Raw genomic sequence first — 15,134 nt, forward strand, 5'->3', positions numbered from 1 at the left:
TATTATAACAAGGGTTCAAACTGTCAATTGAAATATTTATGTATAGCTATATATTGCTATATAAATATGAGTAAAGTATACACAATCAGGGAAGCATGTGATATATTGCAGATAGATGCAACCACTCTGAGGAGATGGGACCGTGAGGGAAAAATACACTGCATAAGGTTGTCAAATAATTTTAGAAGAGTCCCAGAGGAGGAAATCAACAGAATATTAGGAATTAAAAACAACAGAATAGATGCAATATATGCACGTGTATCTTCCAACGATCAGAAGAACGATCTTCACAATCAGATAAACAGATTGAAATCGTTATACAAAGACGCACAGGTATTCAGCGATATAAAATCAGGTCTTAAATTCAACAGGAAAGGATTCCTTGAATTATTGAAGCTGATCGAGGGCAATAAGATAAATAACATATACATCACACATAAAGACAGGTTGGCAAGATTTGGCTTTGATTTGATTGAAGAGGTGTGTAAGATACATAATACAAAAATCATAGAGGTGGACGGCGAAGAAGTATCATCAGCCAATGAAGAATTAACTAAGGATTTTGATATCCATAATAACTTCATTTTCAGCGAGGCTCTACGGTCTCAGATCACATAAGATGAAGAATATATTGAAGGCGGTGAAGGAATGAGCCATCCATGGAGGTCCAGGGGCGAGAAAAGAACTATAATGTTCGGATACACACCAAGCGATACGATTCTAAAATATCTAAAGGATATGAGGGATTTAATAAATAGGGCAATACTTAATGCATATTCAATAGCAAGATCAAACGATGATAGTCTGCCGTCTCCCATCACGCTGAGGAGATCGCTAAAAGATTACTATGATAATAACGTAGCATATGCAAAGCACCACATAAATCCTGTATGCAGGACAGCGATAGCGATGTTGAGGTCGTACAAGAAGAACAATGGTAGATTGAAGGTTGTTAAAGCAAAAAGACTGGCCATGAGAATAGATTCCGAGCTAGCGAAGATCGAGGATAATAGATTGAGGATAACAATAAGGCCGAATGTGTACGAATACGTTGATATCGTTGATAGGAACAAAAAATACAGCGAATACTCCAAATATCCTATATCCGAGGTGTTATTGACGGACAACAGGGTATACATCACGTTCATAACAGGAAGCGATGATAAGCCGGTGATCGCAAACAACATAATAGGCTTTGACTTGAACTTTAAATCGGTTGATTATACGGTGATAAAGGACAACAGAATAGCCTATGTCGATTCTATAGATACATACGATATAGCAAAGACTCAAAGGGATTACGAGAGGAAGAGGAGGAAGATACAGAAGCATATTAGAAATCCAGCTAAAAGGATCAGAAAGCTTAAGGAGGCAAAACATAGGCAACGCAACATCGTTAGGGACAAACTGCAGAAATTGACCACGAACATAGTCAAAAATAATGAAGATAAGACCTTCGTGTTTGAGGATCTTACGAATATAAAGAAGAAGGGAAAAAAGCATAAAGATCATAAAAGGGATGGCCAGAGTTCTAAAAGGTTCAGAACAGATATCAACAGATGGCCGTACAGGCTGTTCCAAATGTTCGTGGAGTATAAATCCAAGAATGAAACGCTATATGTAGATCCAGAGGGGACTTCTTCGGAATGTCCTGTATGTGGTGGAATATTGGAGCACCCAATCTGGAAGATGTCCAAGTGTGATAACTGTGGTGCCACCTTTGACAGGGATCGATTGTCATCGCTGTCGATCGCTGTCAGAGGATTGCACCTTTGCGGTACCCCGTTTTCCGTGAGTGGCAGTGCCTCTTGGGATTCGATGAAGGATAACTACCTGTACCGTTAAGATCAGGTTGTTATCGAGGATTCCAACGCCTGCAAGAGGGAGATGCACAACAATGCATAATATCCTGAGAACGGATTCTTATCTTCCATGTGTTGTTTTTATATCAGCTAATTTTTTGAAATTGTTAAAAATTCATGGTTTCCATTTCCCATAATCATTTCAATATGCTGCGGGCATCATTTCTCCACAAATCTCTGCAGTTCATACCTGTTTCCACGCCACACAATATGCTTCATCTTTCTAGCAATGACGAGATTTCCCAGGTATATGAATGGGAGAGCTAGGAATATTATGGCAAAGGAAGGCCATTTCAGGACTGTTCTATCGTACATCCTGTAGATGCCTATCAGTTTGGGTATGAACAGATAAACGAAGATTGGGTTTCTTAGGGACAAAACCAGTGCGGAGAAGAAGAGGAATATGTCTAGAGAATAGAATATCACACCATAGCGGAATACCTTTGGCGACGCGCTTATGGATAATGCTGTCTGCCTGTTTGACCATTCCCAGAACTGGGGAAAAGTTTCAGGGCTGTACACTGCAGGCCTGGAATCCCTCACATAGGCTATTCGCAGCCCCTCTGACTTGCAGATAGCCGTCAGAGCTGAATCATCAGAGACGCTTTCCGCAAAGAACTGCATGTGGGCATCGAGCAGCGTGCGCTTGAAGGCAAGGGATCCTCCCCAGCCGAATCGCGTCATCTTTGACTCCATCAGAGACTGCCCCACCGTTCCCCATACGGCCTTGACCCTTGAAGGCAAGCCGCCCACAGGGTAAAAATAGGGGAATGTTGTTGAAATACCAACATCACCTTCGGATAACGGACATACCAGATGTTTGAGCCAGTCCCTCTTAGCCCTGATGTCTGAATCTGCTATAACGTATACATCGTAGTCATGTTTCAAATTTATGGCGGTGGATATTGCTCTGACCTTGCCGCTGCACGTAGTGCATCTGTAGTTGGAAACGATGTACGGGATTCCAACCTTCTTTATGTACTCGATGGCCGGATCAGATTCATCATCCACGACTGCCAAGTAATCCGCTGCAATATTCTGGTCCACTATGGATCTCAGGTTGTCCTCTAACCCGTAATCGACACCTCTGCACGGTATTATGACCAGAATCCTAGCAGAAGGATCCTTTTCACAAGTATCGTCCCGATCTTTATAAATACCAATGTAGGAAAAACCAAATGCTATTAGGGTGAGCAAAAATATGAAAATTAAGAGGATCAGATTCATATAAGGGAAACGTTCTCGGTGCTTATCTCGCCCACGCCTTCTATGCTTGATATGCTGTTCTCTACCCTATCGATCTCCCCTTCCTTGTCCTGAACGATTATCTCCAGCTTTATATATTTGAGTCCGAAGCCTATATCCACCTCATCCATCCTGTTTATGGAGCAGAGGCCCTCTATATTCCTCTTAACCTGATCCTCTATTGATTTGATATCTGCATCGGTGTCCTTTGGTAGGATCTTGAGAGTAACCAAGACATCTCCCATCTGGATCACGGCCCCTGAAATCCACAGTTATCACAGACATATGGCGTAGAATGCTCTCTGCATGTCTTGCATCTTCCTATTACCTCGTTTCCGCAGTTGGGGCATAGAAACACTGAATAACCTTCATCTATTAGCCCAACACCGCATGATGTACAGGTCTCCTTATATACCATACTCGCAGATAACATTCTCGTATATTAGGTTACGTTAGCTTCCGCTGGCCTTTAAGATCCTTGCCAATATTCGGAAATATCGGAGAGATTAACAGGATAAAGATACGGAAATTTCCCAATCATTTTATAGACGATGACGCTATTCTTGATCATGGCAGATCAGAGGCTATTCGGTACCAATGGAATAAGGGGTATACCAAACGATGATCTCACCGTTGATTTTGCGATCCGGGTTGGGAAGAGCATAGGCATGTTCGTATCTGGCGACGTTGCCGTCGGAAGGGATACACGGATCAGCGGCGATATGATAGCCTCTTCCGTTCTGGCTGGCCTCATGGCCACAGGCCACAATATAATAGATCTTGGCATACTTCCCACGCCTGCACTTCAGTACTACTGCAAGAACCATGCACTGTACGGAGTTATGATAACCGCGTCGCACAATCCGCCGCAGTACAATGGGATAAAGGTAATAGATAGGGATGGCACTGAGATAGAACGCCCCTCTGAGGAAAAGATAGAAAACATATACAGCACCGGATCGTTCAACATGGTCAGGTGGGAGGACGTAGGCAGGATAAGATACGTGAGCGATGCCATCGATCAGTACATAGATGGCGTTTTATCAAAGGTTGATGTCAGGAGAATAAAAGAAAGAAGATTCAGAGTGCTTGTTGATACAGGGAATGGCGCGGCCTATGCCTCCACTCCTAAGCTCCTGGAAAAGTTAGGATGCAGCGTCGTTACGCTCAATGCCAACCCTGATGGCAGATTCACTTCGAGGAATGCAGAGCCGAAGCCCGAAAACCTCAAAGAACTCATGGCGCTCATGGCGAATGGAAATTTTGATCTTGGAATAGCCCACGATGGCGATGCTGACAGGGTTGTGTTCATAGATGAAAGGGGAAACTTCATAGACGGTGATAAGAGCCTGGCCCTCCTGGTAAAAAACTTCGCCTCTGCCAGCGATATAGTTGTTACACCAGTCAGCTCATCGGACACCATATCAGATGTGTGTTCGGCAATAGGCGCCACGATCATACGGACGAAGGTCGGTGCGCCGATAGTTGCAAGGACGATGATACAGAACGGTGCTGTTATAGGAGGCGAGGAAAACGGAGGCGTCATCTACGGAAAACATCAGTACTGCAGGGACGGCGCGATGACACTCTCACTGATGCTGGATCTTATGGCCAGGAGCAACAGGAAGATATCAGAACTGATACGTGAACTTCCACCGTATTTCTTGGAGAAGAGACAGATAGAACGGACTGTGGACTGGGGCTTGCTGGAGAGAGAGCTTCGAAAGGGGGAGAAGGTGGATACTACAGATGGCATAAAGATCATAAAGGATGATGGGTGGATACTCATAAGGCCATCTGGTACAGAAAAAATACTAAGGGTGTATGCAGAATCCACGGATATGGCCATGGCAAAAAAATATGCCGATCAGTACGTGGCGAAGATAAGGGATCTGCAGGAAAAATTGGGATGATCCCATCCTAGTTTTTTGACAGTCTTCTGTATATGATTATGAATCTCTGTATCACCGTTGCAGTTCCGAAGAGGCCAAACACCAGGAGCAGGATGTTGGTCGGCGTAACGTCGATGGTTGGAAGCCTGTAGAAGGTTCCCACAAATATCTGCACAATAATCAATACGATCATTATAACAAGCCTGTCGGCACGGCCCATTATTCCGGCGTACAAGCGGTTGAGACCCAGAGCTTGGGCCTGGGTGCCAAGGTAACTCGTCATAAGAACGCCTATAAGTGCGAATACTCCAAGATAAATGTTGCCGAATCTGCTGAATGCAAAGCCAAGTATGAGAAAGATATCTGCAAAGCGATCAAAGCTGTGGTCTATGAAATCACCGAGCTTTGATGAAGATCCCTTTATCCTGGCGACCTTGCCATCAACGGCATCGAACAAGGCCGAGAATACGACCATTACAAGCGTTACGTATGGATAACCGAGATAATAGGACAGGCCACCGAGGCCCGCAAGGATCAGCGAGAGAAGTGATATGCTATTCGGGCTCCACCCGATGAACGCCTTTGAAATCGGAGTCAATATGCCATCGACCTTATTTCTGTAAGAGTCCAGCATTTTCGCACGGCCTATCCATGAACATGGAGATAGATATATTATTTCCTGATTATCGAAGCTCACTTCATTGATAAGCTAATTGCCAGGGCTATGTGATCAGCCGTTTCTTCCACCGATTATCCTCAGAATGTCGGAAAGTGCCACGTTCAGGTCAGCATTTCTTATTCTGAAAATTCTGTTTGCTGGAAGCCGTTCAAGGCTCTCTGCATATATTGTATCAGATCTTTGCGCATCCAGATTCTCATCGATCTTCTCTGGAGAATACCCCCGATCCATCATTCTCTGCCTCAATGCAGATTCATCGGCCTCGAGTATTATAACGATGTTGCATGGCAGCAGATGGGCGTAATGCGCGGCCACTATTCCCTTAAAGTTATCCGACCGCATGCGATCCGAAAGGCAGTCCACATCAACCTCATCGCCTGAAAGGCATCCATATTTTACCGCCAATGCGTTGCCCTCAACGCAGGTGTATCCAAGATCATTCAACAAGTTGCATATTGTGCTTTTCCCAGTTCCAGGGATGCCGCTGATGCAGATCAATTTTCCTCCAATTTGTTCCTTCATGACTGGAAAACCTCTTTTAAGGCCATTCAAACATGATCATCGAACTGGCCTCAGGATATTGCAACACGTTAAAGGAATTTTGCTTCCGTAATTGTATTATGAAGAGATGGTATTCTGCCGATCTGATCGCATTTTCAGGATAGATTCCAAATTGGTTAAATCCATAGTTGCAATGGCAGGCTATGGGTTCAAAGGATCTTTTTCAGAGAGGATCTTCCCTCTTCCCGATGGGTGTGAATTCACCTGTAAGATACTTTAAGGATTATCCATTCTACGTTGATAATGCGTCCGGATCAAGGATATACGATGTGGACGGAAATGAATACATAGATTACTGCCTGGCCTACGGCCCATCCATACTTGGGCACGCCGATCCGGATGTCGTCCGCGCAGTCAGGGATCAGGCCGAAAAAGGCCTCATCTACGGTGCGCCGTCCGAGGCCGAGATCAGGCTTGGGGATATCATAAGAAGATCGTCAAAGAACATAGAGATGATGAGATTTACAAATTCTGGAACCGAGGCGACCATGCACGCGATACGCCTTGCCAGGGCCTATACAGGGAGAAGCATAATAGTGAAGATGGAAGGTGGATTTCATGGCGCCCATGATTATTCTTTAATAAGATCAGGAAGCGGGACGCTGACGTTTGGATCTCCATCATCACCTGGCGTCCCAGAGGAGGTTGCCAGAACGGTCGTCGTTGGAAGGTACAACGACGAGGCGAATATAAGAAACATATTCAGCCAGTACGGCAGCAGGATCGCTGCTGTGATAACGGAGCCTATCATGGGCAACGCCGGGGTCATAACCCCGGAACCTGGATTCCTTGAATTTTTAAGGGATATAACACAGAAGAACGGATCCCTGCTCATATTCGACGAGGTCATAACCGGTTACCGCTTCGCCTTTTCACCATATCAGGATATAATAGGAATAAGACCGGATCTGACCACCATGGGGAAGATAATAGGCGGCGGCATGCCCATAGGGCTCTTTGGCGGATCGGCGGATATAATGAAGAAAGTATCGCCGTCTGGCGATGTCTACCAGAGCGGTACCTTTTCTGGGAATCCAGTTACCATGGCGGCGGGCTTCGCCGCATTGAAAAAGCTTCAGGGCATGGACTACGCTTCCCTGGTCAGGAGGACGGAGAAGCTGATGAACGGCATCGATGATATACTAGCAAAACGCAAAATCAGGCACGTGGTGAATGGATACAGAAGCATGTTCCAGTTCTTCTTCGCAGAGAGTGCCAAGAACTACGATGAGGTGATGAAAGCCGACAGGGATCTCTACTTCAGGATATTCAAGAGGCTGATGAATCACGGCGTATACGTTCCGCCATCACAGTTTGAGACAAACTTTGTCAGCTTTGCGCACTCGGATGATGATATATCGAAGACCATAGAGGCCTTCGATCTCTCCGTAGGCGAGGCTGCCAAATGATCACCATAAGGATAGGCACGAGGCCAAGCAGGCTTGCCGTGAGACAGGCCGAGATCGTGGCCTCCGCGATCCGGCATGCAGGATATGAAGTAGAAATAGTGAAATACAGATCCGAAGGAGATTCTGACCTGAAATCGCCCCTGTATTCCATTGGAAAGACCGGTGTGTTCGTGGAAAGGCTCAATTCTCTGATACTCTCTGGCGATATTGATGCAGCCGTGCACAGTGCGAAGGACATACCGTATGAAATTGACAGGAGGCTCAGGATCTCCGCTGTTATGCCTCGTGGAAGGTTCGAGGATGCGCTTGTCTCTGAAAATCCACTGTCAAAGCTGCCTCCTGGATCGGTTATCGGAACATCGAGCCTGAGGCGCAGGTACCAGATCCTTTACCAGAGAAAGGATGTCAAGGTATCGAACATAAGGGGAAATGTAGATACAAGGATCGAGAAGATGCGGTCTGAGGGGATGGCCGGCATAGTTATGGCGCTTGCGGCCATAGATCGTCTTGAACTGAACCTGAGGTACTGGCCCTTCGATCCTGAGAAGTTTGTCCCGGCACCGAATCAGGGAATAATCGCCGTAGTGTCCGAAGACGGATCTAAGGCATCAGAGGTGCTTTCCAGCATAAACGATGCGGATACGTACGATGATATGATGGCTGAGCGATCGATAACGCAGGGCCTCAAACTTGGATGTTCCACACCTGTGGGAATCCTCAGCAGACATACCGGAAAGGGTATGCGTATTCTGGCACAGTTCTTCGCCATGGATGGCTCGGACATGATGATGTTTGACCAGCATGTGGACGGGTTGGATGACGTGGACGGCATAGTCTCCTACATCAGGGAGAATCTTCCTGAAGAGTACGGGTATAAACTATGAAGATCTTCGTCCTGTCCATAAGGCCGGAGGAGAAGGCCCAACGTACCGGCGGGGCGTGTTTCGATATACTGAACGTTCCAGTTACGAGACTGGAGCCGATACCAGTCGACTACACCGATCTCATCAGATCAGGCGTAGATTGCGTGGCGTTCACAAGCTCCTACGGGGTGCGCCTATTCTTCAAAAATGCGCCTGTGAAAAATTTCAGATACTTCGGGATAGGAAAGTCCACGTGCGAGGAGGTGCGCAAATACGGATACGACTGCGAATACCCAGAGAAGATGGATTCGGAGGGCCTCGCCGATATGATAATTTCACACTGCTCGGGCAGGAAGGTAGCACTCATAAGGAGCGCAAACGCGAACGAGATCGTCAACGAGAAGATCATGGGACATGTTGATTTCATAGATTTAAGGAATTACAGAGCCGTTAATACCAACGTGGATCTCACGCCATACATGGCTAAAGAGGAATGCATGGGCATCATCGTCACATCATCAATGGAGGCTAAAATCGCCATGCCCGCAATAAAGGCCACTGGAAAGCCGGTTTACTCGATCGGAAGTGTCACAACTAAGACACTAGAGGAGGCTGGAATTCACCCAGCAATATCCGGCAACTCGGATTTCGTAGATCTGGTTGAAAAAATAAAAAAATACCTATGCTTGGTTTAAGTGAAAATGTCCTTTTCACCCATCGTTCTCTCGCAGTAGACGCACCTGATCACAAGAGGGTGCTTCGAGACTATCTCGAACTCAGATTCTACAGGCTCGCGGGTGTTGGTGATGCAGTTCTGGTTCTTGCATTTCAGCACGCCGATGAGCCTCGAAGGAAGCTCCACCTGGAATTTTTCGCTTATCTCATAGTTCTTGATTATGCTGATCGTGGCGTTGGGTGCTATCAGCGATATCATGTCAAGTTCGTTCCTGTCCAGGAATCGGTTTTCTATCTTTATGACATCTTTGAATCCCATCTTGTTGCTCGGTACGTGTATTGCAAGGCTCACCGTGTAATTGACGTCCTCGTGCACGCCCAGCACACCTATAACACGTATGCCCTTTCCTGACGGAACATGGTCTATGACCGTTCCATCCCTTATCTTGGATATCCTTAATGTCTTCTCCATATCAATCACCCAGAATACGGTATATCAGCGCCATACGTACGGGAACACCGTAATAGGCCTGCTTGAAATATCTGGCCTGCGGAAGTTCATCGACCTCGGGCTTTATCTCATCAATCCTAGGGAGCGGATGCATTATTATGGCATCTTTCTTCATTCTCGAAACGAGATCCCTGTCCACGGAATACGATCCTATAACGCTCTGGTATTCATTCTGATCGCTGAATCTCTCCTTCTGTATCCTTGTCACGTACAGTACATCCGTATCCTCAATCACCTTTGACAGATCGTCGTATTCCATTATACGGCTGCGATCGCCTATCTTTGTCAACACGTATTCCGGGAGCTTGAGTATCTGCGGGCTAACAAGGTTTATTCTCACATCGAACCTCGACAGCGCTATTATAAGCGAGTGAATGGTCCTTCCATAGCGAAGATCTCCGACCATGGTTATGGTCTTCCCATCGATCGAACCGGTTTCTCTCTTTATTGTGTAGAGGTCGAGTATTGTCTGTGTTGGGTGCTGACCCGATCCGTCCCCAGCGTTGATCACCGGTTTGTTTGCAAATTTAGATGCAAGCCTTGCAGCCCCCTCCAGCGGATGCCTTATAACTATGATATCTGAATACGATGAGGCCATTCGGATGGTATCGGCAAGAGTCTCACCCTTGGCCACTGAGCTGGTTTTAACGTCCGATACTGTTATAACAGATCCCCCTAGCCGGTGCATAGCGCTCTCAAACGACAGCCTTGTCCGTGTACTCGGCTCGTAGAAAAGCGTGGCCATTATCCTGTTCCTTAGAAGGTCGGTGCTTCCGCCCTTTTCGATTGTCTTGAGCATTGAATCCGAAAGATCGAAGAGATCGTTGAGGTCATCGATGTCCACATCCTCGATTGATACAACGCTTCTGTTCTTTAACATCCACTGGACATAAACGGCTGGTTAAAAATCTTATCCTGACTTCCCGTACATGAATTCAGTATCTTCTGTAGCCGGAGTATAGAGCGATATGGCCATTTCCGTCCATCTCTATAAGCTGTCCACCGGAATACCTGCATATATCTTCGTTGTAAGACGGCATGAATCTCTCGCTTCCCATGGTTGAAGATATGAGGAAGAGATCGCTCCTGGTTCCGAGCTTGGCGGACCATTCTCTTACATCATGGGTTACGTCGTTGCCAAGAGGCACGTTTGCACGGCCGTCTGTTATCATTATCGATACCGTCCTCTGCCTGTACCTGCTCGAAATGTCGTACATCATCTTCAGCGCAGCGGGTATAGGCGTCTTCCCCTGCGGAACGGTTCTTGATATTTCCCTATCGATCAGATCTAGATTTCTTGTTGGCTCCACCATGAGGTGGCTCTCAGTTCCATAGAAGGTTATGTAGGAAAGTTTCACACGCATCCTGTATGCGGAGTGAAGGAATGATCGGGCGATGCCCCTTGCGAGGGCGATCCTGTGCATGGTTTCCATGGATCTGCTTGCGTCAACGGCAAGTATCACCGGTATGGATGCCCTTGATCTGGATGATACGAATGCCAGATCCTCATATTTCATCCTGCGGCGGCCGTTCATTATCATGTTGACAAGGCTCGCCCTGTAATCAAAATGATCCCCAGGCCGGTTCTGATCCAGTATCCGGAATATGTCAGCATTTCCGGTTCTCCCGCTTCTGTTTGATTCTTCATCGAACGCGGCTGATACCTCTACATCCTTTTCTTCGTCCTTCCCGTTTCCAGCCTTCATATCCCTTCTGCCGCTTGATTCGCTTCCTTCTTCGTATCCGCTGTGTGGGCCGGCTTCAACAGATCTCGTGGAAAGATCCCTTGATTCCTTCTCTATTGTGCCCCTGATCATCGCGCTGTCCTTGACACGATGCTTCAGAACAAGGTTCAGCGCTTCCTTAACGTCATCAATGTTCACACGATCTCTTCCATTGAATGCAGCGATCGCCTTGGAAGCTTTGACCGCTGTGATCATTGCCCTGTTTCCAGCCTGCAATTTGATCACAACCTCGGCTATGAAACGCTTCAGATCTTCATCGATTACAACGGATGGCAGCAGCGATCTTGCTCGCATTATCCTGTTTCTTATCTCATTCTGGATCTTTTCATATTTCCTGCGGAAAGCTTCCGGATCCCTGTCGAACTCCTCGACTCTGTTTGATATCTCTATGAGCTCCTCAGGATCGGATGGCTGCACAGCGGTTACGGAAAGCCCAAAGCGATCCTTAAGCTGGGGCCTGAGATCACCCTCCTCTGGATTCATTGTGCCAATCAGTATGAAGCGTGCAGGATGCGTCACGCTGACTCCTTCTCTCTCCACCACATTTATACCGGAAGCTGCAGAATCAAGGATGGAATCCACGACGGAATCATCCAGGAGGTTGACCTCATCTATGTATATTATGCCGCGGTTGGCCTCAGCAAGGAGACCTGGCTGCAATGCGCGCAGGCCCTCATCTATTGCTCGCTTGATATCAAGACTGCCTACAACTCTGTCCAGCGTTGCCGTCACAGGCATGTTTACAAAGGGGATCTTTCTCTTTTCGGAGACGATGGTACCGTCGCGATACTTCTTTATGCATTCATCGCACATCGATGAGGGATCGTGGGGGTCGCACTTGAAGGGGCAGTCCTTGACAACGTCTATGTCCGGAAGCAGATCGGTCAAAGATCTTGCTATTGTAGACTTCGCCACTCCCTTTGGCCCCATTATTAGCACTCCACCTATTCGCTGATCGATAGCGTTCAGTATGAGAGCCATCTTCAGGTCATCTTCATCCACCACTGCACTGAAAGGAAATAGAACCTTTTCCATCACAAACACCGGATCAAGATTACAACGTTCAACATCAGGCAGACTCCTGGCATGAACTATACGATGCTATTCGCACATTCTATATCTATATTACTCTTCAGATTTAGAGTGGAATGGTATTTGATCAACGCTTTAATAATTCGAGTACTCTTTCCTTCGTATCTGAATCGCCATTGAAGGTCATTAACAGTGGCATGCCACTCACTGAAAAAATATAGTGTTTATTCCCAGGTTCTATTCCCAGGACATGAAGTATGATGTTGCCATCATAGGTTCAGGAATAGTCGGTCTCTCAACAGCGTTCCACCTCTCGGAAAAACACAGCGATCTAAAGATTGCCGTTATAGATAAGTTCCACACTTTTGCTCAGGGCAATACAGGCAAAAGCGCAGCCGGATTCAGGGACGTATTCTCATCCGATACGAGCTTCAAGCTTTCTTCGTCCTCAATAAGGTTCTATGATCATGTTCAAAAGATACTTGGTATAGATCTCGGAATGAAGCATGTAGGCTATCTGTTTCTGATGGATAATGATTCAGGATCGGATGTTATGGAGGAGATAGGCCGGAAAACGAAGATAGAGGAGGTCGATCTTGACGCGCTGGAAAGCATGGGCATATCGATAAAACCTGATACTGAGGTTAAGGAGGCAATGGGGCTTGAGGACATACACAGAGCATACCTAGCGCACAATGCGGGCATAATGGAACCGGACAAGATAGCCGCATTCTATCACAGCCAGTGCGTTAACAGGAACATTGAATTCCTATTCGATACCGAAGTACAGTCCCTGAACCTTGTACCGAAAAAGCCCCTGAACTATCCAGGAGAACCTTTCATATGGCAGGATAAGACCATAGGCAGCATCAAAACCAGCAGAGGCGAGATAAGCGCAGACACCTTCATACTTGCAACCGACGTATGGACAAACTTTCTAACCGATCCTGTTGGCATAGACAGCCACATAAGACCAAAGAAGAGGCAGCTCTTCAAGATAAGAAATGAATTCATAGAAGACGTGGTTGGCAAGAAGGTGCTTGCCACCGAATCGTTCCCATTCACAGTATTTCCAAAGGGAGTTTACGTAAGGCCGTCCCCAGGTGAGAAAACGTTCTGGGCAGGTGTGGCTGACGACATCGGCCGGGACTTCTCATTCGTAGAAGATCCTGAAGCCGAGCCGCAGTTCTACACCTACAACGTTTACCAGGTGCTGCAGGCATATATGAAACCCATCACATCCGCATCCATAACTGGAATGTGGGCAGGATATTATTCCTACAACACGATAGACGGAAATCCGTACATATTTAGGGATCTGAACCTGATTGTGGCAACGGGAACCAGCGGTAGTGGAATAATGAAGGGAGACGCCATTGGCCGAGTTGTTGCCGCGCTATACGATGGCGAGGAAAAAGCCAAGCTGTACGATGGAATGCGTATTAACACAGCTGATCTTGGGGTAAAGAACAGGAAGGTGGAGGAGGAAAAACTCGTGCTCTGATGCAGATGCGTATCCTTGCGGTCACATCTGTACAGCCAAATTTTTATATCGCTAATTCACATCTGCTTTCAGAAACATGGAAAAGAGTGCTATGAAGTTTGACGGTTATTTCAACCTCTATGGTGTGGTCATATCCCTGGTCATCGTTGCGGTGACCGCAACCGAAATATTTGAGATCGTTGAGCTTCCATTTGAGAAGACTCTTTCGGCGATAAGCGTCGGGTCCCTCTTCAATTTCTCCGTAGCGGTGGTCTCAAAATCTGGATATCTAGGAGTTTTCGGCTTGATGGCGCTTGAAAGCACATTCATTCCGGTGCCGAGTGAGGTCATACTTCCACTGTCTGGATACCTTGTTTATATTCATACGTTCACATTTGCTGCCATAATCGCAGACGCAATAGTTGCATCGATGGTGGGGTCTTTCATAGATTATTACCTGGGTCTCTACATAGGGCGCCCCATAATTGTAAAGATCCTTGGCTTCTTCTACGTGAAGGAGGATTCGCTCGTCAAGGCTGAAAACTGGATAGACAGATGGGGAGCCAGCTCCGTGTTCTTCGCTAGGTTCATACCCGGTATCAGAAGCCTTATATCCATACCTGCCGGCATGCTGAAGATGAAGGTATGGGTCTTTGCCCTGATGACCTTTCTTGGATCTGTCATATGGTCAACTATACTCGTCTACATCGGATTCAAGGCGGGTCCATACTGGTCTTCTGCAGTACACAGTTTCAGCGTCATACTTGACCAAATAATAATAGATGCAATATTTGCAGCCTGTCTGGCTTATATTGGATATTTCATATATTTGAAGATAAAAACCAGGACGAAACCATCATATTGATGTTTCGTTCATGAATATCCTGTTTTTTGGCATCTCTTCCAGGATTGATTTGCCATACTCTGTGGTTTCCTTGAATGGCCTGCTCGCTATGAAATCCTTGAATTTTTCAAGGCTTTCCCATTCTGTGAATATCATATACTGCTGTGGATCGTTGACATCCCTGTACAGCCTGACTTCCTTAATGCCCATGCCGGAGCTTTTAATCATCGCCATGACGCTGTTAAAGGTCCTTTCAAATTCTTCTTCATGCCCCTTTTTGACCCTGTAGTAAAGACCTACGTTTATCATAGTTGGTATAATGTCAACATTTTA

The 15,134-nt window shown here is 46.4% G+C and carries 17 protein-coding genes; 8 read left to right on the top strand and 9 right to left on the bottom strand.

Going from position 1 to position 15,134, the window contains the following annotated elements; translation table 11 throughout:
• Positions 1-66: 66 nt before the first annotated feature.
• Together TA_RS02910 and TA_RS02915 are read left to right on the top strand one after the other, a co-directional pair.
• Positions 67-618: an IS607 family transposase gene (locus TA_RS02910; protein ID WP_010900988.1), complete on the top strand. Its 552-nt coding sequence runs from the start codon at positions 67-69 to the stop codon at positions 616-618.
• A gap of 30 nt (positions 619-648) precedes the next feature.
• Positions 649-1,845 carry an IS200/IS605 family accessory protein TnpB-related protein gene (locus tag TA_RS02915; RefSeq protein WP_010900989.1) on the top strand — a complete coding sequence of 399 codons (1,197 nt, stop codon included), beginning with the start codon at positions 649-651 and terminating at the stop codon, positions 1,843-1,845.
• A 176-nt stretch (positions 1,846-2,021) separates the two neighbouring features.
• Here the strand turns inward: TA_RS02915 and TA_RS02920 are convergent, their stop codons facing one another.
• Genes TA_RS02920 through TA_RS07970 form a run of 3 tightly spaced genes read right to left on the bottom strand, consistent with a single transcriptional unit; the run spans position 2,022 to position 3,525 of the window.
• Positions 2,022-3,059 carry a glycosyltransferase gene (locus tag TA_RS02920; RefSeq protein ID WP_241761882.1) on the bottom strand — a complete coding sequence of 346 codons (1,038 nt, stop codon included), beginning with the start codon at positions 3,057-3,059 and terminating at the stop codon, positions 2,022-2,024.
• 26 nt (positions 3,060-3,085) lie between these two features.
• Positions 3,086-3,352: an elongation factor 1-beta gene (locus TA_RS02925; RefSeq protein ID WP_048161648.1), complete on the bottom strand. Its 267-nt coding sequence runs from the start codon at positions 3,350-3,352 to the stop codon at positions 3,086-3,088.
• A 5-nt stretch (positions 3,353-3,357) separates the two neighbouring features.
• Positions 3,358-3,525: a zinc finger domain-containing protein gene (locus TA_RS07970; protein WP_010900992.1), complete on the bottom strand. Its 168-nt coding sequence runs from the start codon at positions 3,523-3,525 to the stop codon at positions 3,358-3,360.
• Between the two features lie 151 nt (positions 3,526-3,676).
• On the opposite strand from TA_RS07970, the gene glmM reads away from it, so the two are divergent.
• Positions 3,677-5,020, top strand: a complete 1,344-nt coding sequence (gene glmM, locus TA_RS02930) for a phosphoglucosamine mutase (protein ID WP_048161650.1) — start codon at positions 3,677-3,679, stop codon at positions 5,018-5,020.
• A gap of 7 nt (positions 5,021-5,027) precedes the next feature.
• On the opposite strand, the gene TA_RS02935 is transcribed toward glmM, so the two are convergent.
• Both TA_RS02935 and TA_RS02940 read right to left on the bottom strand, forming a co-directional pair.
• Complete coding sequence (locus tag TA_RS02935; RefSeq protein WP_048161652.1) at positions 5,028-5,633, bottom strand: CDP-alcohol phosphatidyltransferase family protein; 606 nt, start codon at positions 5,631-5,633, stop codon at positions 5,028-5,030.
• Between the two features lie 96 nt (positions 5,634-5,729).
• Positions 5,730-6,176: an AAA family ATPase gene (locus TA_RS02940; protein WP_241761883.1), complete on the bottom strand. Its 447-nt coding sequence runs from the start codon at positions 6,174-6,176 to the stop codon at positions 5,730-5,732.
• Positions 6,177-6,382: 206 nt separating this feature from the next.
• On the opposite strand from TA_RS02940, the gene hemL reads away from it, so the two are divergent.
• Genes hemL through TA_RS02955 form a run of 3 tightly spaced genes read left to right on the top strand, consistent with a single transcriptional unit; the run spans position 6,383 to position 9,206 of the window.
• Positions 6,383-7,648, top strand: a complete 1,266-nt coding sequence (gene hemL, locus TA_RS02945) for a glutamate-1-semialdehyde 2,1-aminomutase (protein WP_048161655.1) — start codon at positions 6,383-6,385, stop codon at positions 7,646-7,648.
• Positions 7,645-8,532, top strand: a complete 888-nt coding sequence (gene hemC / locus TA_RS02950) for a hydroxymethylbilane synthase (RefSeq protein WP_010900997.1) — start codon at positions 7,645-7,647, stop codon at positions 8,530-8,532. The genes hemL and hemC overlap by 4 nt, the downstream gene beginning before the upstream one ends.
• Complete coding sequence (locus tag TA_RS02955; RefSeq protein ID WP_010900998.1) at positions 8,529-9,206, top strand: uroporphyrinogen-III synthase; 678 nt, start codon at positions 8,529-8,531, stop codon at positions 9,204-9,206. Before hemC ends, TA_RS02955 begins: the two co-directional genes overlap by 4 nt.
• Here the strand turns inward: TA_RS02955 and pyrI are convergent.
• From pyrI to TA_RS02970, 3 genes are read right to left on the bottom strand one after another with little or no spacing between them, the layout of a single operon-like run.
• Positions 9,203-9,658: an aspartate carbamoyltransferase regulatory subunit gene (gene pyrI, locus TA_RS02960; protein WP_010900999.1), complete on the bottom strand. Its 456-nt coding sequence runs from the start codon at positions 9,656-9,658 to the stop codon at positions 9,203-9,205. The genes TA_RS02955 and pyrI overlap by 4 nt on opposite strands.
• Before the next feature lies 1 nt (position 9,659).
• Complete coding sequence (pyrB, locus tag TA_RS02965; RefSeq protein WP_010901000.1) at positions 9,660-10,577, bottom strand: aspartate carbamoyltransferase; 918 nt, start codon at positions 10,575-10,577, stop codon at positions 9,660-9,662.
• A 55-nt stretch (positions 10,578-10,632) separates the two neighbouring features.
• Positions 10,633-12,477: a magnesium chelatase subunit D family protein gene (locus tag TA_RS02970; RefSeq protein WP_048161657.1), complete on the bottom strand. Its 1,845-nt coding sequence runs from the start codon at positions 12,475-12,477 to the stop codon at positions 10,633-10,635.
• Positions 12,478-12,724: 247 nt separating this feature from the next.
• Here TA_RS02970 and TA_RS02975 point away from each other — a divergent pair, with 247 nt between their 5' ends.
• Both TA_RS02975 and TA_RS02980 read left to right on the top strand, forming a co-directional pair.
• Positions 12,725-13,978, top strand: coding sequence for an NAD(P)/FAD-dependent oxidoreductase (locus TA_RS02975; RefSeq protein WP_048161659.1), 1,254 nt, complete (start codon positions 12,725-12,727; stop codon positions 13,976-13,978).
• 76 nt (positions 13,979-14,054) lie between these two features.
• On the top strand, positions 14,055-14,822 hold the full coding sequence (locus tag TA_RS02980) for a DedA family protein (RefSeq protein ID WP_156778482.1): 768 nt from the start codon (positions 14,055-14,057) through the stop codon (positions 14,820-14,822).
• Here the strand turns inward: TA_RS02980 and TA_RS02985 are convergent.
• A complete protein-coding gene (locus TA_RS02985; RefSeq protein WP_010901004.1) occupies positions 14,814-15,110 on the bottom strand; it encodes an antibiotic biosynthesis monooxygenase family protein in 297 nt (98 codons plus the stop codon). The two genes, TA_RS02980 and TA_RS02985, sit on opposite strands and share 9 nt — an antisense overlap.
• Positions 15,111-15,134: the final 24 nt, after the last annotated feature.

The sequence above is a fragment of the Thermoplasma acidophilum DSM 1728 genome, from assembly GCF_000195915.1.
GTDB classification, from domain to species: Archaea; Thermoplasmatota; Thermoplasmata; order Thermoplasmatales; family Thermoplasmataceae; genus Thermoplasma; species Thermoplasma acidophilum.